This is a genomic window from Bradyrhizobium manausense, assembly GCF_018129685.1.
Lineage (GTDB): Bacteria > Pseudomonadota > Alphaproteobacteria > Rhizobiales > Xanthobacteraceae > Bradyrhizobium > Bradyrhizobium manausense_D.
This window is the reverse complement of the sequence record NZ_JAFCLG010000001.1, coordinates 1,177,699-1,194,866: the sequence shown is the minus strand read 5'-3', so window position 1 is coordinate 1,194,866 and position 17,168 is coordinate 1,177,699. Positions and strand designations below refer to the sequence as shown.

General features: G+C 64.6%; 19 protein-coding genes. 13 read left to right on the top strand and 6 right to left on the bottom strand.

Features of this window, described 5'->3' with window-relative positions; translation table 11 throughout:
- Window positions 1-6 precede the first annotated feature (6 nt).
- The gene (locus JQ621_RS05925) at window positions 7-426 is read left to right on the top strand and encodes a hypothetical protein (RefSeq protein WP_249124680.1); all 420 of its coding nucleotides are present in this window, start codon (window positions 7-9) and stop codon (window positions 424-426) included.
- 1 nt (window position 427) lies between these two features.
- Here JQ621_RS05925 and JQ621_RS05920 read toward each other — a convergent pair whose 3' ends face one another.
- Window positions 428-1,057, bottom strand: coding sequence for an FMN-binding negative transcriptional regulator (locus tag JQ621_RS05920; RefSeq protein ID WP_212233443.1), 630 nt, complete (start codon window positions 1,055-1,057; stop codon window positions 428-430).
- 586 nt (window positions 1,058-1,643) lie between these two features.
- Between JQ621_RS05920 and JQ621_RS05915 the strand changes: the two genes are divergently transcribed.
- The 4 genes from JQ621_RS05915 to JQ621_RS05900 are packed head-to-tail and all read left to right on the top strand — an operon-like array spanning window position 1,644 to window position 3,756.
- Entirely contained in the window at window positions 1,644-2,111 is a 468-nt protein-coding gene (locus tag JQ621_RS05915) for a TerB family tellurite resistance protein (protein WP_212233442.1), read from the top strand.
- Complete coding sequence (locus JQ621_RS05910; protein ID WP_212233441.1) at window positions 2,108-2,470, top strand: hypothetical protein; 363 nt, start codon at window positions 2,108-2,110, stop codon at window positions 2,468-2,470. The genes JQ621_RS05915 and JQ621_RS05910 overlap by 4 nt, the downstream gene beginning before the upstream one ends.
- Entirely contained in the window at window positions 2,467-3,120 is a 654-nt protein-coding gene (locus JQ621_RS05905) for a TerC family protein (RefSeq protein WP_212233440.1), read from the top strand. Before JQ621_RS05910 ends, JQ621_RS05905 begins: the two co-directional genes overlap by 4 nt.
- Window positions 3,121-3,162: 42 nt before the next feature.
- Window positions 3,163-3,756: a TIGR00645 family protein gene (locus tag JQ621_RS05900; protein ID WP_212233439.1), complete on the top strand. Its 594-nt coding sequence runs from the start codon at window positions 3,163-3,165 to the stop codon at window positions 3,754-3,756.
- On the opposite strand, the gene JQ621_RS05895 is transcribed toward JQ621_RS05900, so the two are convergent.
- The gene (locus JQ621_RS05895) at window positions 3,738-4,676 is read right to left on the bottom strand and encodes a LysR family transcriptional regulator (RefSeq protein WP_212233438.1); all 939 of its coding nucleotides are present in this window, start codon (window positions 4,674-4,676) and stop codon (window positions 3,738-3,740) included. The two genes, JQ621_RS05900 and JQ621_RS05895, sit on opposite strands and share 19 nt — an antisense overlap.
- Window positions 4,677-4,836: 160 nt before the next feature.
- Here JQ621_RS05895 and JQ621_RS05890 point away from each other — a divergent pair, with 160 nt between their 5' ends.
- Window positions 4,837-5,400 (top strand): hypothetical protein, encoded by a 564-nt coding sequence (locus tag JQ621_RS05890; protein WP_212233437.1) that lies wholly within the window; start codon window positions 4,837-4,839, stop codon window positions 5,398-5,400.
- 166 nt (window positions 5,401-5,566) lie between these two features.
- Window positions 5,567-5,830, top strand: a complete 264-nt coding sequence (locus JQ621_RS05885) for a hypothetical protein (RefSeq protein WP_212233436.1) — start codon at window positions 5,567-5,569, stop codon at window positions 5,828-5,830.
- Here the strand turns inward: JQ621_RS05885 and JQ621_RS05880 are convergent.
- Complete coding sequence (locus JQ621_RS05880; protein ID WP_212233435.1) at window positions 5,820-6,611, bottom strand: COG4705 family protein; 792 nt, start codon at window positions 6,609-6,611, stop codon at window positions 5,820-5,822. The genes JQ621_RS05885 and JQ621_RS05880 overlap by 11 nt on opposite strands.
- A 125-nt stretch (window positions 6,612-6,736) precedes the next feature.
- Window positions 6,737-7,633 carry an alpha/beta hydrolase family protein gene (locus JQ621_RS05875; protein WP_212233434.1) on the bottom strand — a complete coding sequence of 299 codons (897 nt, stop codon included), beginning with the start codon at window positions 7,631-7,633 and terminating at the stop codon, window positions 6,737-6,739.
- A gap of 181 nt (window positions 7,634-7,814) precedes the next feature.
- Here JQ621_RS05875 and JQ621_RS05870 point away from each other — a divergent pair, with 181 nt between their 5' ends.
- The 3 genes from JQ621_RS05870 to JQ621_RS05860 are packed head-to-tail and all read left to right on the top strand — an operon-like array spanning window position 7,815 to window position 11,332.
- A complete protein-coding gene (locus tag JQ621_RS05870; protein ID WP_212233433.1) occupies window positions 7,815-9,203 on the top strand; it encodes a class II 3-deoxy-7-phosphoheptulonate synthase in 1,389 nt (462 codons plus the stop codon).
- A 4-nt stretch (window positions 9,204-9,207) separates the two neighbouring features.
- On the top strand, window positions 9,208-9,561 hold the full coding sequence (locus JQ621_RS05865) for a diacylglycerol kinase (protein ID WP_212233432.1): 354 nt from the start codon (window positions 9,208-9,210) through the stop codon (window positions 9,559-9,561).
- Between the two features lie 19 nt (window positions 9,562-9,580).
- On the top strand, window positions 9,581-11,332 hold the full coding sequence (locus JQ621_RS05860) for an NAD+ synthase (protein WP_212233431.1): 1,752 nt from the start codon (window positions 9,581-9,583) through the stop codon (window positions 11,330-11,332).
- A gap of 169 nt (window positions 11,333-11,501) precedes the next feature.
- Here the strand turns inward: JQ621_RS05860 and JQ621_RS05855 are convergent, their stop codons facing one another.
- Complete coding sequence (locus JQ621_RS05855) at window positions 11,502-12,674, bottom strand: DUF2865 domain-containing protein (RefSeq protein WP_212233430.1); 1,173 nt, start codon at window positions 12,672-12,674, stop codon at window positions 11,502-11,504.
- Between the two features lie 142 nt (window positions 12,675-12,816).
- Window positions 12,817-13,122, bottom strand: coding sequence for a hypothetical protein (locus tag JQ621_RS05850; RefSeq protein ID WP_212233813.1), 306 nt, complete (start codon window positions 13,120-13,122; stop codon window positions 12,817-12,819).
- Window positions 13,123-13,414: 292 nt separating this feature from the next.
- On the opposite strand from JQ621_RS05850, the gene cysS reads away from it, so the two are divergent.
- The 3 genes from cysS (at window position 13,415) to cimA (ending at window position 17,119) form a co-directional block, all read left to right on the top strand.
- Window positions 13,415-14,836, top strand: a complete 1,422-nt coding sequence (gene cysS, locus JQ621_RS05845) for a cysteine--tRNA ligase (RefSeq protein ID WP_212233429.1) — start codon at window positions 13,415-13,417, stop codon at window positions 14,834-14,836.
- Window positions 14,836-15,327 carry a GNAT family N-acetyltransferase gene (locus JQ621_RS05840; RefSeq protein WP_212233428.1) on the top strand — a complete coding sequence of 164 codons (492 nt, stop codon included), beginning with the start codon at window positions 14,836-14,838 and terminating at the stop codon, window positions 15,325-15,327. The genes cysS and JQ621_RS05840 overlap by 1 nt, the downstream gene beginning before the upstream one ends.
- A gap of 178 nt (window positions 15,328-15,505) precedes the next feature.
- Window positions 15,506-17,119 carry a citramalate synthase gene (cimA, locus tag JQ621_RS05835; RefSeq protein ID WP_212233427.1) on the top strand — a complete coding sequence of 538 codons (1,614 nt, stop codon included), beginning with the start codon at window positions 15,506-15,508 and terminating at the stop codon, window positions 17,117-17,119.
- Window positions 17,120-17,168: the final 49 nt, after the last annotated feature.

Below are 17,168 nucleotides of genomic sequence, written 5' to 3'. Positions count from 1 at the left end.
CGGCGCATGGGCATTCGCTCCGCAGAAGGCGGCTCAGCAGCCGATGGCCCGGGCTATGGCTCCAACGAAGCGATCTTTGTCGAAGGACGCGCAAGCCAGCGTCGTGAGGCTGCCCTGGCGTTCGAGCGCCCCTACGGATCGCGTTGCGCGGGCGAGGGGAGAAAGCAATTCGTCAGCAACATCGACGCCTATTATTACCGTCGCCAGAACGACATGGAACGCTACCCTGAAACGTTCGGGAAGCCTGGCGCAGACTACATCGCCAAGCAGTGGTCGACCGGAGAAGACAAGCGGATCGAGCGCCTGACGCAGGAAGCCTTTGCTCTCGGCTTCCTTGCACCTTCGGATTTCGACGGCCTCGCGCGGAAGCTGGTCGACGCGGTCGTCAGAGGCGAGCGTGTCACCGCGCATTCCTGCGCAGGCTGATTCAGGTCGGCAGCGGGATTAGCGGCGCGACCTCGCGATCAGCGTGGTTCTCGCTCGCCGCAAGCCCAGCCGCGACGCCGAGTCGATCGGCCTCGGGACGGTTCTGGCTCATCTTGCGCTTGCCTTCGAACCGCGCCACGGGAATGCGCACGCCGACGATCCCGCGCAGCTGCGCGGCGATGAAGTCTGCCGGCGCGTCGCTGACGGCCCAGGGCTTTGCGCGCGATCCTTCGTGCTTCCTGGTCAGCCGCGTGACGACGTCGAGCAGGCGCTCCGGCTCCTGGAAGAAATCCACCGGGCCGTAGGCATGCACGGCGACGTAATTCCAGGTCGGGACGACCTTCTCCGTCTCGCGCTTGGTCGCATACCAGGATGGCGTGACATAGGCGTCGGGACCTGAGAAAATCGCGAGCGCATCGCCGATCGGCGGCAGCTGCCATTGCGGGTTGGCCTTCGCCACATGCCCGTACAGCACGCCATGCTCGCCTTCGCTCTCGTCGAGGAAGAGCGGCAATGGGGTTGCGACCGGGCCCTCAGTGGTGGCCGTGACGAGGCTCGCGAGGCCGGCGGCGCGAATGGTTGCGCGGATGCTCTCGATGTCGTCGTCTATGAAGGCCGGCGGGATATACATGGCGTGTCTCCGTTCAGCCACCGGAGTTAGCCGGAATCCGGTTTGATATAAACGACCGGTTTTCAATGATTTTGTCAGGCGGCGAGTTGCTCATAGGCGATTGTGACGGTCGAGCGCGCCACGCATTTCGGTGATCGGTTCGACCCATTGCCGCCGCGCCCATCTCGTGGAACGCTAGGATAGAGCAACACGCCCCGTCATCGCGAGTGCAGCGAAGCCACCCAGAGTCTCGCCGCGGAGGGATTCCGGATTGCTTCGCTGCGCTCGCAATGACGTGTTGATGTCGTGGGGCTCAAGCCCGCAGTGCGGCTTGATCAAACATGGCGACATGGAACTGCTCTGCGGCGGCGGGTCGCAGTCGTCTCGCCTTGATTCCGGCTCGCCCACCTTTATCTCTGGAGAGAACAAGAATCCGGGCCCCTCTGGCGAGGACGCTGAGCATCTCAGCAAACCTCGCGATGTCGGATCACCTGTCCCGCGCGAATGCGATGGATCGGCCGATCGTCGGGCCTTCTCGAGTTCCCTCCGACACCATCGTCCCCATCGCAAGCTCCGTGCGGCCATTTCGCAAAATAAGGGAGTGACGATGTCCGACGCCAGCTATTCCAACCCGATCGAACTCGAGATCACCGAGCCGCGCAGCTTCAACGAGCAGGCCGCGGCAGCACTGGTGATATCAGGCGCGTTGGTCGCCGTGGCCGACCGCCGCGTATCGCCGGTCGAGCGCGACGAGGTGATCCGCTTCCTCAGGGAGCGCGGACTGGCGCCGCACATCAGCGACGACCGATTGTCCTCCATGTTCGACGAACTCGCCGAACGGCTTGAGGAGCCTGACTTCGCCAACGTCGTGATCGAGACGCTGCGCCCGGTTTCGGACCTGCCGCTGTCGTCCCATCTCATCGAGCTGTCGGAGCGCGTCGCGGCCGCCGACGAAGACGTGCATCCTCATGAGCTGCAGGCGATCAAGCTGTTGCGCCTGCTGACGCTGGTGCTGCCGCGCGCGAAGCCGGTGGGGCCTGCCGCGGTGAGCGCGGCCGCCGGGGCGGGAGCATGAGCGCAGCTTCGGACGAGCAAAAGACGCGAGCCGAGGGCGCCAATGGCCAGCCGGCCGGCGGCGACCCGCGACTCGACGCGCTCGTCCATCGGCTGCCGCCGCGCCTCGGCCGTACCGTCGATTATCTCCTGCAACCATCCAGCCGTTGGGTGCGGATTCCCTCGGGTGCTCTGCTCGTGGTCGGTGGCGTGCTGTCCTTCCTGCCGGTGCTCGGCATCTGGATGCTGCCGCTCGGCCTCGCGCTGCTCGCCGAGGACGTGCCGGCGCTGCGTGCGTCGCGCTCAAAGGTCTTCGATTGGATCGAGCACCGCAAGCCGCATTGGCTGGACCCATCCGCGCTGAATAACAACCAGTCATGACCGAATTCATCCCCTCCGACGCGCTGACTGCGCTGCTCCAGGTGATTCTGATCGATCTCGTGCTCGCCGGCGACAATGCCGTCGTCATTGGGCTTGCCGCGGCGGGTTTGCCGGCCGAGCAGCGCCGCCGTGCCATCGTCCTCGGCATCGTTGCCGCCACTGGCCTGCGCATCGTCTTCGCCGGCGTTGCGACCCAGCTGCTCCAGGTGATCGGGCTGCTGCTGGCGGGTGGCGTCTTGCTGCTGTGGGTATGCTGGAAGATGTGGCGGGAGCTGCGCGAGCAGGCCGTGCATTCCGGCCAGCTTGCGTCCAGTCAGCTTGCGTCCCGTCATGGCGGCGGCGCGGCCAGCGCTGGGGTGCAGCGAAAAACCTTCGGGCAGGCGGCGATGCAGATCGTCGCCGCCGACGTCTCGATGTCGCTCGACAACGTGCTCGCTGTTGCGGGCGCCGCACGCGAGCATCCCTACATCCTGGCGTTTGGTCTGTTGCTGTCGGTCGCGTTGATGGGCGCCGCCGCCGATCTGCTTGGACGGGTGCTGCAGAAGCAGCGCTGGATCGCCTATGTCGGTCTCGCCATCATCCTCTACGTCGCCTTCGCGATGATCTATCGCGGCTCGCTCGAGCTCGCGCCGGTCATTGCAAGTCTCTAAGTCCCGCCTTCGTTTTCTGCCTTCGCCTTCCTGGAGTGACCGATGTCGTCTGAGCCCAACGCACCTTCAGCGCGCCTTACCCAGCAGCCGCCGATCGGCCTGTTTCCGCGGCTGATCTTCGGCTCGCGCTGGCTGCAATTGCCGCTCTATGTCGGTCTGATCGTCGCGCAGGCGGTCTACGTGCTGCTGTTTCTCAAGGAGCTCTGGCACCTGGTCGCGCACTCCTTCGACGCCAGCGAGCAGCAGATCATGCTGGTCGTGCTCGGCCTCATCGACGTCGTCATGATCTCCAACCTGCTGGTGATGGTGATCGTCGGCGGCTACGAGACGTTCGTTTCGCGCCTCAATTTGCGCGGTCATCCGGACGAGCCGGAATGGCTCAGCCACGTCAATGCCAGCGTGCTCAAAATCAAGCTTGCGATGGCGATCGTCGGCATCTCGTCGATCTCGTTGCTTCGGACCTTCATCGAGGCCGGCAATCTCGGCACCACGCGCAGCAATTTCACCGAGAGCGGTGTGATGTGGCAGGTGCTGATCCACCTGACCTTCATCCTCTCCGCGATCGGTATCGCCTGGGTCGACCGGCTCAGCGACAATGGTCATCGCAAGGAGAATGGTCACGCCACCTGCGGATAGGCTGCGTTCTCCCGCCGCTCGCGCTCGCCGAGCTCGCGTACCAGTTCCTGGAGGAACGATTCGGTATGGGCGGGCAGGGTGCGCTCGGCGCGGACATAGATGCCGAGATCCGACCACACCGGGCTGCCGGCGTTGTCGAGCGGCAGGAACACGATCTGTCCCTCGCGCGACAGCCTGTTGATGCCGAGCTGGGTCTGGAACGCAACGCCAACACCGCGCGCGGCCAGCTCCCGCATCAAGTCGATCGAATTGGCCTGAATCGCAGGCTCCGGCGTTTCGGACAGCTGCGCGATCAGCGGCTGGAGCAGATGGTAGATCGACAGCTCGGGCAGCGCGTGGATGACGGGAAAGGCGAGGCATTGCTCCAGCGTGACCGTCTTGCGCCGCGCCAGCGGATGCTCGCGCGCGACCAGCGCGCCGAGGCGAAACCGTTTCAATGCGACCTGCCGCAGATCCGGCGGATGCCTGAGCGCGATGGCGATGCCGATGTCGGCCTCGCCCCGACGCAAGGCTTCGAGCACGTCGGACGATCCCATCACTTCGGTGGTGAAGCTGACGCGCCGCGCCCGGCTGCGGTGCGAGGCGATCAAATCCGGCAACACGGACTCGGTGAGGGACTCGATACAGGCGATGCTGACCGTGCCGTGCCATGCGCCGGACAGGGACGCCACGTCCGAGCGGAAGCGGTCGAGGTCCTGCAGCACGTTCATGACGTGGCGGGCAAGCATCTCGCCGACCGTCGTCAGGGTCAGGCCGCGCGCGGTCCGTTCGAACAAAGGTGATCCAACCTCTTGTTCAAGCTTGAGAATTTGGCGGCTGACCGCGGACGAGGCGACGTTCAGGAGGCGCGCTGCGGCCCGGATCGAGCCGGTGCGGCGGACCGCGTGGAAGTACTGGATGGAAGGCGAGTGAAAGCGCATGGGACCCCTGGCGCCACTATAGCTGATGCCGAAACGGCATCAACATGTACGAAATTCTCTGCCTTTTGAGAGCGCTGATTTCACCCTAGTGTCACGTGCTGACGGGCCTGTCGGGCCCGCGCGGCGACGCGCCCGCAACGATGCGGTGGGGGATTTTGGGGTGAACGAGACGATCGCTCGCGAGCTGGAGCACGGGCCGGATGCCCGTCTCGTCGACCGCCGCCGCGCGGCCGCCTATGTCGGCGTGACCGCAGGCCGCTTCGAACAGCTGGTGCGCGACAACGTCGTGCCGCCGCCGGTGATGGTCGACAACAAGCGGCGCTGGCCGATCGCGCTGCTCGACGAAGCCAGGGACGCGGTCGGCAGCAGCATGCAGCCGCGTGCCGTGGCGCGAGACGATGCCGATGCGCGTCCCTGCGAACGCGACGCGGTGCCGTCCTCGCGCGAGCTGCCCGATCATGCCTGGTTCGAGCAGCGCGCGAGCTTCGTGCAGCGCGTCCGTCGTTCGCTGCTCTCGGGCAACGAGATCCGCCTGCTGCGCGAGTTCAAGCTGCTCAAGCAGAACCAGATCAGCATGCACGGCTACTATGGCAGCTTCGAAGCGCTGATGGTGCGCGGCTATATCGTCGAAATCGATCGCAAGCCGCCGTCGAGCCGTCCGCTCGTCACTTATCGCCTGACCGCGCCGGGCGAGCAGGTGATTGCCGCGCTCAAGGATGAGTAGAAGCGGCTGTGATTGCGGCGGTCAGGCGGGCTCTCCTTTTGGAGATCGATAAAATTGTCCGCAATTTGGTCGGCAGCGGCAAACCCTGCGCACAAGAAGGGCATTGCTTTAAACCTCGACTTGGGAACCGGCGTGCATCCTCACCGCAAAAGGTTGGGGCATCAGCATGTCAGTTCTCAAGGAGATCGTCGTCGCGGTCGTCGGAGTCTACGCGCTCCTGTTCGTCGGCGACACATTGTTCGGGGTCGGCGAGGCGCGCTTCGACGATTCCTATTACAGCGCCAGCTTCTACGCGCCGAAGCCGCAGGAATTCCGCTTCGCCGGCGACACACCGCCCGCGGCCCGCGTCAGCGACGCCTTTGCGCAGTTCTCTCCGGCAGAGGCGAAGCCGAACAAGCGCTACTCGTCGCTGACGACGTTCATCCGTTAAGCTCGGCCGCGTGGCTGCCAGGATGCTGTCCCGCGCGCTGCGGGACGAGCAGCAGGCACACCACCATGAACGCCGCGATCACGGCGGAGGCCAATGGTCGGCTGAGCGCAAGCCCGCCGTGATCGAGCGGCTTGTCGAGAAAATCGCCGACGGTTGCGCCCAGCGGACGGGTCAGGATGAACGCAGCCCAGAACAGCGTCACGCGTGAGACGCGGGTCCAGAAATACAGTGCCGCGATCACGGCCAGCCCTGCCGCGAAGATCAGCGCGCCGCCGCGATAGCCCATATCTCCGGTGTCGGCGATCCAGTCGCCGAGCGCCGTGCCCAGCGTCTGCGAGAAGGTGATCGCGCCCCAATAGAACGCCTCGACACGGGGCGTGCTGACGCTGTTGACCGCGATTGTTCCCTCCGCGCGATACCAGAGGCCGAGCACCAGCACGAGGCAGGCGAGCAGCAGCGTCGAGCCGCCCGTGTAGCCGATGCCGAGCGAGCGGTCGGCGAAGTCGGCCATCGTCGTGCCGAACGTCGTCGAGGCCACGATGGTCGCCCAATACAACGCCGGCTGGAATTTGCTTGCACGGATTTGCGCGGCGACCAGGACGATCATCGCCGCCAGGAACAGGCATGTGCCCGCGAGGTAGCCCCAGTTCAGCGTCATCGTGACGGTGTCACCGCCGGTCTCGCCCAGCGTTGTGGCCGCGATCTTGATGATCCAGAAACCGAGCGTGACTTCGGGCACCTTGCTTTCGCCAAAGGGCGCGCTGCGGGCGTGATCTTCCATGATGTCCTCATCGTCCGATGCGAGAAACGCGATCGGCACGTTGCCTGGCGCTTGGCAACGGCCAGGGTGGACATCAGTTTCATTGTGACGGCGAGGCGGCGATCCGCCTCAATGATCTGTGATCGTCACTCCCCCTGGATCCATTCCGCGACGCCACGCCACAGCGTGTCGCGGTGCTCAGGGCGGAAGAAGCCGAAATGGCCGATCGTCTTGGCGCCGACGTCTGACGGCCGCACCGTCAGCACGTCCGGCTTGATCGCGGTGAAGCCTGACGTGAGCAACTCGACCGCAGGCCGCGTCGCCCAGGGATCGTCGGAGAAGCAGAGCGCGCGCATCTCACCCTTGAACCTGGCAAAGTTCTCCAGCGCCGGCAGTTTTGAATCGAACAGATAGCGCGGGCTCGAGACCCACTCGGCCCATTGCAGGAACACGCCCTTGGGCAAATCCTCGCCGATGCCCGCCCAGCCCGGGGCGTAGCCGAGCGCGTGGACCAGCGGCACGCCAATCAGGTTCATGAAGGCGAACACGCGATATTTTTCCGGCGACGTCATCAGCCGCCAGGTCGCGGCCTGCGAGGCCACGAACGCCGCGCGCGAAACTTCGCTGTTGTTCTCGATCAGCCCGAGCGCCTGGCCTCCGAAGGAGTGGCCGACATAAGCGAGAGGAAGTGTGTTGTAGCGCTCGCGCATCCAGCGCACCGCGGCGGTCACATCCTGCGCCGCCCAGTCCGACATCGAGGCCTTGAAGCCGACCAGCGATTTGGGCCGGTTGTAGCCGACCATCGCCGGCAGCCGGGAGTCGCCAATGCCGCGATAATCATAGGTCAGCACTGCGCAGCCGCGATGCGCGAGATAGGAGGCGAAGCCGCGATAGATCTTGCGCGTGACGGCGGTCGCCGAATTGATCAGGACGGCATGGCGCTTGGCGCCGCGCGGCAGGAACAGGGTGCCGGTCAGCGCATACCCGTCGGTCGCCGGGAAGGTGATCTCGTCGATGAAAACGTCGTCCAGTGGCGCGTCCATGGATGGAAGGTGTCTTGGCGGTTTCCCCTGTGCTTCCTAGCAAATGCGAATTCGGCTTTGCCCGCAAGGGTTTGCATTGCAAAACGGATTTACAACTGGCGGTGTCGCGCCAGCCTGTGTATAAGGCGGCCCTCGCAACCCACAGATCAGGTTGCACTTTTTGCTTCACGGAGAGATTGCGATGTCCGAGCGGTGGACGCCCGAGTCCTGGCGCAGCAAGCCGGTGCTACAGGTGCCCGACTATCCCGACGCCAAGGCCCTGGCCGACGTCGAGGCGCAGCTTGCAACCTTTCCGCCGCTGGTGTTTGCCGGCGAGGCGCGCAACCTGAAGAAGGCGCTGGCCCGCGTTGCCGCCGGCGACGCCTTCCTGCTCCAGGGTGGCGATTGCGCCGAGAGCTTTGCCGAGCATGGCGCCAACAATATCCGCGACTTCTTCCGCGTGCTGCTGCAGATGGCGGTGGTGCTGACCTATGCCGGCGCGGTGCCGGTGGTGAAGGTCGGCCGCATCGCCGGCCAGTTTGCCAAGCCGCGGTCTTCGCCGACCGAGAAGGTCAACGGGGTCGAGCTGCCCAGCTATCGCGGCGACATCGTCAACGACATCGCCTTCACCAGGGAAGCGCGCGTGCCGGATCCGCAGCGTCAGCTGATGGCCTATCGCCAGTCGGCCGCGACACTGAACCTGCTCCGCGCCTTCGCCACCGGCGGCTACGCCAATCTCGGCAGCGTGCATGAATGGATGCTCGGCTTCCTGAAGGATTCGCCGCAGTCCCGCCGCTACAAGGAACTGGCCGACCGCATCTCGGATGCGCTCAATTTCATGCGCGCCTGCGGCCTCGATCTGGAGAGCCATCCGGAGCTGCGCGCCACCGATTTCTACACCAGCCACGAGGCGCTGCTGCTCGGCTACGAGCAGGCCATGACCCGGGTCGATTCGACGACCGGCGACTGGTACGCGACCTCGGGCCACATGATCTGGATCGGCGACCGCACCCGCCAGCTCGATCACGGCCATGTCGAATATTTCCGCGGCATCAAGAACCCGATCGGCCTGAAATGCGGCCCGTCGCTGAAGCCGGACGAGTTGCTGAAGTTGATCGACGTGCTCAACCCCGACAACGAGCCGGGCCGGCTGACCCTGATCAACCGCTTCGGCTCCGACAAGGTCGCCGATCATCTGCCGGGCCTGATCCGCGCCGTGAAGCGCGAGGGCAGGGTCGTCGTCTGGTCGTGCGATCCGATGCACGGCAACACCATCACCTCCACGTCAGGCTACAAGACGCGGCCGTTCGACCGCGTGCTGTCGGAAGTGAAGTCGTTCTTCACGATCCACGCTGCTGAAGGCACCCATGCCGGCGGCGTGCATCTCGAGATGACCGGCCAGGACGTCACCGAGTGCATCGGCGGCGCCCGCGCCATCACCGACGAGGATCTCAACGACCGCTACCATACGGTCTGCGATCCCCGCCTCAATGCGGAGCAATCCATCGACATGGCCTTCCTGGTTGCGGAACTGCTGAAGCAGGAACGCGCCGGCAAGGTCCGGCCGATGCCGGCCGCCGCGGGGCTCTAAGACCTTGCTGCGGATCTGGAAGGCGACGATCAACTCCCGCAACGGAATGGCATTTGCGTTCCGCTCGGAGCAGGCCATCCGTGAGGAGGTCTTTGCGCTGATCCTGTCGCTGCCTGTGGCCTGGTTCGTCGCTGCGACCGCGACGCGCGCGGTCGAGCTGGTCTGCTCGGTCGCCTTCGTGCTCGTGGTCGAGCTGCTCAACACCGCGATCGAGAAGCTCGCCGACCGGCTGACCATGGATCACGACAAGCAGATCGGTCGGGTCAAGGACATGGGCTCGGCCGCCGTCGGCGTTGCGTTGCTGATGGCCGGCGCATTCTGGATCATCGCCATTATCGAGCGATTGGGGTTCCTCTGAAGCGCGGCGAGATCGGCGCATGACGGAATACGAATTCAGGCTCACACTGGCGCAGCTCAATCCGGCCGTCGGCGACATCGCTGGCAATGCCGCCAAGGCGCGGGCGGCGCGCGAGAAGGCGCGGGCCGATCTGGCCGACGTCGTCGTATTCCCCGAACTCTTCATCGCCGGTTATCCGCCCGAAGACCTGGTGCTCAAGCCTGCGTTTCAGGGGGCCTGCCGTGCGGCGATCGAGCAACTTGCGCGCGAAACGGCGGATGGCGGACCCGCCATGCTGATCGGCACGCCCTGGGCCGAGGACGGCAAGCTCTACAACGCGTGCGCGCTGCTCGATGAGGGGCGGATCGCGGCGTTGCGCTTCAAAGCGAACTTGCCGAACTACGGGGTGTTCGACGAGAAGCGGCTGTTCGCTCGTGGCGCGCCGTCCGGTCCGGTGACGATCAGCGGGGTGCGGATCGGCGTGCCGATCTGCGAGGATATCTGGCTCGAGGAATCCGAGGATTACGAGAACGTGGTCGAGACGCTGGCCGAGACCGGTGCCGAGATTCTCGTCGTGCCCAACGGATCGCCCTATGCGCGCGACAAGAACGATTTGAGGCTGTCTGTCGCCGTCGCACGTGTGACCGAGAGCGGGCTGCCGTTGGTCTATCTCAACGAGGTCGGCGGCCAGGACGAACTGGTGTTCGACGGCGCCTCCTTCGCGCTGAATGGCGATTTGACCGTCGCGGCGCAGCTGCCGGCGTTCGAGGAGCACGTCACGACGCTGGTTTGGCAGCGGTGGCGCAGCGGCTGGCATTGCGCAGGCGCGATCGCGGCGCAGCCAGAGGGCGATCAGGCCGATTACGCCGCCTGCGTTCTTGGTTTGCGCGACTATGTCGCTAAGAACGGCTTTCCCGGCGTGCTGCTCGGCATCTCCGGCGGCATCGACTCCGCGCTTTGCGCGGCGATTGCCGTCGATGCGCTCGGCGCCGATCAGGTGCACGGCGTGATGCTGCCTTATCGCTACACGGCTGCGCACGCGATTGCCGACGCCGGCGAACTCGCCGGCCATCTCGGCATCCGCTACGAGGTCCTGCCGATCGCGGAAGCCGTGACCGGCTTCGAGGCCATCTTGTCCGGCCTGTTCAAGAACCTGCCGCCCGACATCACCGAGGAGAACCTCCAGGCCCGAACCCGCGGCACGCTTCTGATGGCGATCTCCAACAAGACCGGGCTGATGGTGGTGACGACAGGCAACAAGTCGGAAATGTCGGTCGGCTACGCCACGCTCTATGGCGACATGAACGGCGGCTTCAATCCGATCAAGGACATCTACAAGACGCAGGTGTTCCGCCTGGCAAGCTTGCGGAATTCATGGAAGCCCGATGGCGCGCTCGGACCCGCGGGCGAGGTGATCCCGCCTGACATCATCACGCGGCCGCCAACGGCTGAATTGCGCGAGAACCAGACCGATCAGGATTCGCTGCCGCCTTACGACGTGCTCGATGCGATCCTGGAGCGGCTGGTCGAACGCGAGGAGCCGCTGGAGCAGATCATCGACGCGGGCTTCGACCGCGAGACGGTGACCCGCATCGATCATCTGCTCAATGTCGCCGAATACAAGCGCCGCCAGGCCGCGCCCGGCGTGAAGGTCACGCTGAAGAATTTTGGCCGCGACCGCCGCTATCCCATCACCAACCGCTTTCGCGATCACGGCGAGAAATTGCCCGCACCCGACCAGACGCTGGTCTCGCGCGGCAGCCAGGCGTCGATCGACGCGTTCGAGGGGTGAGTTTCGGCGCCGTGTGGCGAGGCTAACGGTCTTGCCTCACATGGCGCTGTCATCATCCGCGAAAGCGGATGATCCAGTACGCCGCGGCGGACATTGTGAGAACCAATTGCCGCCGCGGAGTACTGGATGCCCCGCCTTCGCGGGGCATGACAGCTGGGTGTGGAGCGAACTACTTCTGCTGCTGCGGCAGGAAGGACGGCCCGACCGAGCGGATCGGCTTGTTCTCCGAGGAAGTCGTTGCGGCGCTCGCATCCGCAGGCGGCGTTGCGGCCGGTGCGGCAGCGGTTGCGGGCGCCGCGCCCTTCTTGGCATTGGCAGGCGTGGCCTTGTTGAGCCGCTGCTGCTGCATCTTCTTGGCACTCTCTTCGGTGACGATGATGTCACCCTGCTGCTCGACCGCCGCCTTGTCGTCGGCTGATTTCAACGCGTCGGCCCAGCTTTGGCCCGCCGCCTTGCACGAGCAGGACGGATTGAACTCGCTGCGGAACTTGAAGGCGGTCGGCAGTGCCGAGTAGGGCTGGCCGCTGATCGAGACCGCCGAGCTCATGTCCTCGCCGGGATTGCGGTGGGCGTAGAGTACGGCTTCGGCCGCCGGGCACAGCGCCTTGCAGGTCTTCTCGTCATCCGGGAAGCGCGCCGGCACGGTCGCAAACGAGATCGGGAAATAGGCGCCGTCGCAGGTGCGCACGCACACGGTGCGATAGGTGCCGGATTGCGGGCCGAGATCGGACGGTGGCGCGCCCGGCGGATTGTTGGGGTTGTTGCCGCCGTTGAACAGATTGCTCAGGAAGTTGCCGCCGCCTTGCGACTGCGCCGCATTGGCATATTGCGGGCCGCAATTGTTCTGCGCGAGCGCCGTCAGCACCGAGCGGCGCTGGTTGTCGCTGCCGCCGCCGGGACCGCCACTGCGCAGGCGTTCGAGATTGGCGGTGATCTGGTCCAGATTGGCGCGCATCTGCTGGATCTGGGTGTTGACCGGACCGCATTGCGCCGACTGGCCATTGAACAGCGAGAAGAAGCCGGAGGAATCGCAGCCCATGCGCTTGGCTTGCATGGTGACGCGGTCGAGCTCGGCCTGCTGCTTGGCCTGGGAGTCCTGGTAGCGGCGGATCTGGTCGTCGCGTGCGGGGTCGCTGCTTCCGCCACGATCGAGCGCGGCGAGCTGTCCTTCCAGCCGCGAACACATCGGGTTCGGGCCGAGGCCGCCCTGGGCGGGCGGCGGCGCGCCGGGCGGGCCGGCCTGTGCAAAGGCGCCAGTGGCGAGCACGACGCTAAGAAGCACGGTGCAGGCGAGCAGGGAGCGGGGACGGGACAGAGACAAAAATTCAGGCATATCCGCCATTCTAGCGAGGTCACGGCCAACAGTGACTTTCCAATAGGATTGGGGGGCCGACGCGCGCCCTCCAATAGCCGCTTACTGCGGCATCGTCACGTCGTTTCAGGGGCCGAGGATGGGTCCTAAGGTCCGCCAGTTCCGAGCAAATTCAGCGCTGGCAGGTGATTGCGACATATTCGTCGCAATGGCCATGGGAGCAGTTTGCGCCGGATTTGGGGACGGAGCCGGTAATTTCGTCGGGATCGACCCGACGGTAGCTTGATGCCTGCGCAAAGTCCCGTGACTGGCAATAGGTGCGGGCGACCTGCGCGCCGCATTTCTCGCCCTTGGCCAGGCACTGGTCCACGCCATAGCCATCCGCTTGGTTGGCGATGATGAACACGCGCGTCTCGGCGAAGGCGCTGGGTGCCACAAGCATCGAGGCGCAGGAAACGAGCGCGAGCAGGGATCGCATGAAAACACCTTGGGGCAAAAAGGAGGACCGCCGGTTCCAGAATGGGCTCAAATGGTTAAGGATGAGGAACCATCGGGGCGGCGCGGCCGCGCTTTGCGGACATAAAGCGGCATTTTCGCGGCTCTCTTGACGAAAGCCGGCCTCATGGCCCATATGACCGGCATGAACGGTCTCCTCGCCATCTGCATTATTTGCCGCGAGATTACGAGCTAGCGATTCGCTGGCTGGAGCCGTCTTTTCTCAACCACATTGAGAGCACTGGACGCCCGGCCAACAGCCGACGGGTGTCCATATGGAATTGCGTCTTTACGATACGCTGAGCCGGGAAAAGCGCGCTTTCGTGCCGCTCGATGCGAAGAATGTCCGCATGTATGTGTGCGGACCGACCGTCTATGACTTCGCCCATATCGGCAATGCCCGTCCGGTCATCGTGTTCGACGTGCTGTTTCGGCTGCTCCGCCACATCTACGGCGAGGCGCACGTCACATATGTCCGCAACATCACCGACGTCGACGACAAGATCAACGACCGTGCCGCGCGGGATTTTCCCGGCCTGCCGCTGAACGAGGCGATCCGCAAGGTCACCGAGCTGACCGGCAAGCAGTTTCACGCCGACGTCGATGCGCTCGGCTGCTTGCGGCCGAGCGTCGAGCCGCGTGCGACCGAGCATATCGGCGAGATGCGTGAGATCATCGAACGGCTGGTCAAGGGCGGCTTCGCCTATGTTGCCGAAGACCACGTGCTGTTCTCGCCGCAGGCGATGAACGCGGCCAATTCATTGCTGCCGGAGTATGGGGCGCTCTCAAATCGCTCGCTGGACGAGATGATCGCCGGCGCCCGTGTGGATGTTGCACCCTATAAGAAAGGGAACACCGACTTCGTACTGTGGAAGCCGTCCAAGTCTGGCGAGCCGTCTTGGCCTTCCCCGGCCGGCATCACCGCGCCGGGACGTCCGGGTTGGCATATCGAGTGCTCCGCCATGGCCTGGAAGCATCTCGGTGAGCACTTTGATATTCATGGTGGCGGTATCGATCTCGTGTTTCCGCACCACGAGAACGAGGTAGCCCAAACTTGCTGCGCCTTCCACCAGCAGCGTATGGCGAACTACTGGATGCACAACGGCTTCCTGCAGGTCGAAGGCGAGAAGATGTCGAAGAGTCTCGGCAACTTCACGACCATCCGTGACCTGCTTTCGGACTGGCCTGGTGAAGTCCTGCGCTTTCAAATGCTAATGACGCATTATCGGTCACCGATCGATTGGACGCGTCATGCGACGGAACAGGCTTCTATCGCACTGGACGGTTTTCAGCAGATCACTGCAACAGCATCACCTGAGCATGGTAACGTCTCTGACGAGGTCTTGGGCGCGCTGCGCGACGATCTCAATACGTCTCAGGCAATAGCCAGTCTTCATCAACTGGCGTCGCGTGCACGCAGTGGCAAGTATCAAGCCGCTGCCGATCTGAGGGCTACCTGCGAGCTTCTGGGATTTGGGCTTAAGGATGTTCGGCTGCAGGACATCTTGCGACGTCAGAGATCGGACATCGACGAAGCTCAAATCAACGCTCTGATTGCCGAGCGTGCGGCTGCACGCGCGCGAAAGGACTTCAAGGAGTCCGATCGCATCCGCGACGAGCTTGCCGCCAAGGGCGTCGTGATCAAGGACGGCAGGGACGCCGACGGCAAGCCGGTAACGACCTGGGAGCTGGCGTGATGGCCCAGGCGCATCCGAAGCCCGCACTTCGGCCGTTCCTGCCGGCCGATGTCCCGATGCTGGCCGCGATCTTCGCAGCCAGCATCGAAGAGCTGACCGGAGACGATTACAGCGAGGCGCAGCAGCAGGCCTGGATGGCGGCGGCGGAAACCGAGGAATTCGGCAAGCGGCTGGCCGCCGACCTGACGCTGATCGCGACGCTCGACGGCTCGCCCGTCGGCTTCGCCTCGCTGCGCGGCGCCGATCACATCCGCATGCTCTATGTGCATCCGGCGGTGAGCCGGCAGGGCATCGCGACCATGCTGGTCGACGCGCTCGAGAAGCTGGCCGGCAGCCGCGGCGCTGCCGCGCTCACCGTCGACGCCAGCGACACCGCCGAGAGCTTTTTCGCCAAGCGCGGCTATGTCGCCATGCAGCGCAACAGCGTCACGGTCAACGACGAGTGGCTCGCCAACACCACCATGAAAAGGACGCTCGGAGCAGCGCAATGAGCAAAGAGCGTGTCCGCCAAGAGCAATCCTCTCTCCGCTCCCTCCCCCCTTGTGGGGGAGGGTTGGGGAGGGGGGTGGCTCCGCACTCCGACCACCCGTGTGGCACCCCCCTCCCGACGATGCTGCGCATCGTCGACCTCCCCCACAAGGGGGGAGGCAACAAGAACGGACGCTCGTGATGAGCTCGGCAAAGTCAAAGAGAGAGCGCCTCTATCTGTTCGACACCACGCTGCGCGACGGCGCCCAGACCAATGGCGTTGATTTCACGCTGACCGACAAGCGGGTCATCGCAGGCATGCTCGACGATCTCGGCATCGACTATGTCGAGGGTGGCTATCCCGGCGCCAATCCGCTCGATACCGAGTTTTTCGGCAGCAAGCCGAAGCTCAATCATGCGCGCTTCACCGCCTTCGGCATGACGCGGCGGGCCGGGCGCTCGGTCTCCAACGATCCCGGCGTTGCCGGGCTTCTGGAAGCCAAGGCGGATGCGATTTGCTTCGTCGCAAAATCCTCCGCCTATCAGGTGCGCGTCGCGCTGGAGACGACCAAAGAGGAAAACCTCGCTTCGATCCGCGACAGCGTCGCGGCGGCAAAGGCCGCCGGCCGCGAGGTCATGCTCGACTGCGAGCATTTTTTCGATGGCTACAAGGAAGACTCCAGCTTCGCGCTCGCCTGCGCCAAGGCGGCCTATGACGCAGGCGCGCGCTGGGTGGTCTTGTGCGACACCAATGGCGGCACCATGCCGAACGAGGTCGAGGCCATCGTTGCCGAGGTGACCAAGCACATCCCCGGCGACCATGTCGGCATCCACGCCCACAACGACACTGAACAGGCAGTGGCGAATTCGCTTGCCGCCGTGCGCGCCGGAGCGCGGCAGATCCAGGGTACGCTGAACGGTCTCGGCGAGCGCTGCGGCAACGCCAATCTCTGCTCGCTGATCCCGACGCTGAAATTGAAGAGGGAGTTTGCGGACGCCTTCGAGGTCTCGGTCACGCCGGAGAAGCTGGCGACGCTCGTCAAAGTCTCGCGCACGCTCGACGACATGCTCAACCGTGTGCCGAACCGGCATGCCGCCTATGTCGGCGAGAGCGCCTTCGTCACCAAAACCGGCATCCACGCCTCCGCGGTGATGAAGGATCCGCAGACCTATGAGCATGTGCTGCCGGAGACGGTCGGCAATCATCGCAAGGTGCTGGTATCGGACCAGGCTGGCCGCTCCAACGTCATGGCCGAGCTCGACCGCGCCGGCATCGCGTACGAGAAGAGCGATCCGAAACTGACGCGCCTTGTCGAGGAGCTGAAGGAGCGCGAGGCGCAAGGCTATGCCTATGAATCCGCCAACGCCTCGTTCGATCTGCTGGCGCGCCGCACGCTCGGCAAGGTGCCGCATTATTTCGAGGTCGAGCAGTTCGACGTCAATGTCGAGCAGCGCTACAATTCGCACGGCGAGCGCGTCACTGTCGCGCTCGCCGTGGTCAAGGTCGATGTGGCCGGCGAACGTCTGATCTCGGCCGCCGAAGGCAACGGTCCCGTGAACGCGCTCGACGTTGCGCTGCGCAAGGATCTCGGCAAGTACCAGAAATACATCGAGGGTTTGACGCTGATCGACTACCGCGTCCGTATCCTCAACGGCGGCACCGGCGCCGTCACGCGCGTCCTGATCGAGAGCGAGGACGAGAACGGCGATCGCTGGACCACGGTCGGCGTGTCCCCGAACATCATCGATGCCTCGTTCCAGGCGCTGATGGATTCGGTGATCTACAAGCTCGTGAAGTCCGGCGCGCCGGCGTAGGTGACGGTGGTGCGGCAAATACCGTCATTGCGAGCGCAGCGATGCAATG

Bases quoted from the DNA above. Each gene is read 5' to 3' on its own strand.
- JQ621_RS05925 (WP_249124680.1), top strand. From the start codon at position 7: ATGGGCATTCGCTCCGCAGAAGGCGGCTCAGCAGCCGATGGCCCGGGC.
- JQ621_RS05920 (WP_212233443.1), bottom strand. From the start codon at position 1,057: ATGTATATCCCGCCGGCCTTCATAGACGACGACATCGAGAGCATCCGC.
- JQ621_RS05915 (WP_212233442.1), top strand. From the start codon at position 1,644: ATGTCCGACGCCAGCTATTCCAACCCGATCGAACTCGAGATCACCGAG.
- JQ621_RS05910 (WP_212233441.1), top strand. From the start codon at position 2,108: ATGAGCGCAGCTTCGGACGAGCAAAAGACGCGAGCCGAGGGCGCCAAT.
- JQ621_RS05905 (WP_212233440.1), top strand. From the start codon at position 2,467: ATGACCGAATTCATCCCCTCCGACGCGCTGACTGCGCTGCTCCAGGTG.
- JQ621_RS05900 (WP_212233439.1), top strand. From the start codon at position 3,163: ATGTCGTCTGAGCCCAACGCACCTTCAGCGCGCCTTACCCAGCAGCCG.
- JQ621_RS05895 (WP_212233438.1), bottom strand. From the start codon at position 4,676: ATGCGCTTTCACTCGCCTTCCATCCAGTACTTCCACGCGGTCCGCCGC.
- JQ621_RS05885 (WP_212233436.1), top strand. From the start codon at position 5,567: ATGTCAGTTCTCAAGGAGATCGTCGTCGCGGTCGTCGGAGTCTACGCG.
- JQ621_RS05880 (WP_212233435.1), bottom strand. From the start codon at position 6,611: ATGGAAGATCACGCCCGCAGCGCGCCCTTTGGCGAAAGCAAGGTGCCC.
- JQ621_RS05875 (WP_212233434.1), bottom strand. From the start codon at position 7,633: ATGGACGCGCCACTGGACGACGTTTTCATCGACGAGATCACCTTCCCG.
- JQ621_RS05870 (WP_212233433.1), top strand. From the start codon at position 7,815: ATGTCCGAGCGGTGGACGCCCGAGTCCTGGCGCAGCAAGCCGGTGCTA.
- JQ621_RS05860 (WP_212233431.1), top strand. From the start codon at position 9,581: ATGACGGAATACGAATTCAGGCTCACACTGGCGCAGCTCAATCCGGCC.
- JQ621_RS05855 (WP_212233430.1), bottom strand. From the start codon at position 12,674: ATGGCGGATATGCCTGAATTTTTGTCTCTGTCCCGTCCCCGCTCCCTG.
- JQ621_RS05850 (WP_212233813.1), bottom strand. From the start codon at position 13,122: ATGCGATCCCTGCTCGCGCTCGTTTCCTGCGCCTCGATGCTTGTGGCA.
- cysS (WP_212233429.1), top strand. From the start codon at position 13,415: ATGGAATTGCGTCTTTACGATACGCTGAGCCGGGAAAAGCGCGCTTTC.
- JQ621_RS05840 (WP_212233428.1), top strand. From the start codon at position 14,836: ATGGCCCAGGCGCATCCGAAGCCCGCACTTCGGCCGTTCCTGCCGGCC.
- cimA (WP_212233427.1), top strand. From the start codon at position 15,506: ATGAGCTCGGCAAAGTCAAAGAGAGAGCGCCTCTATCTGTTCGACACC.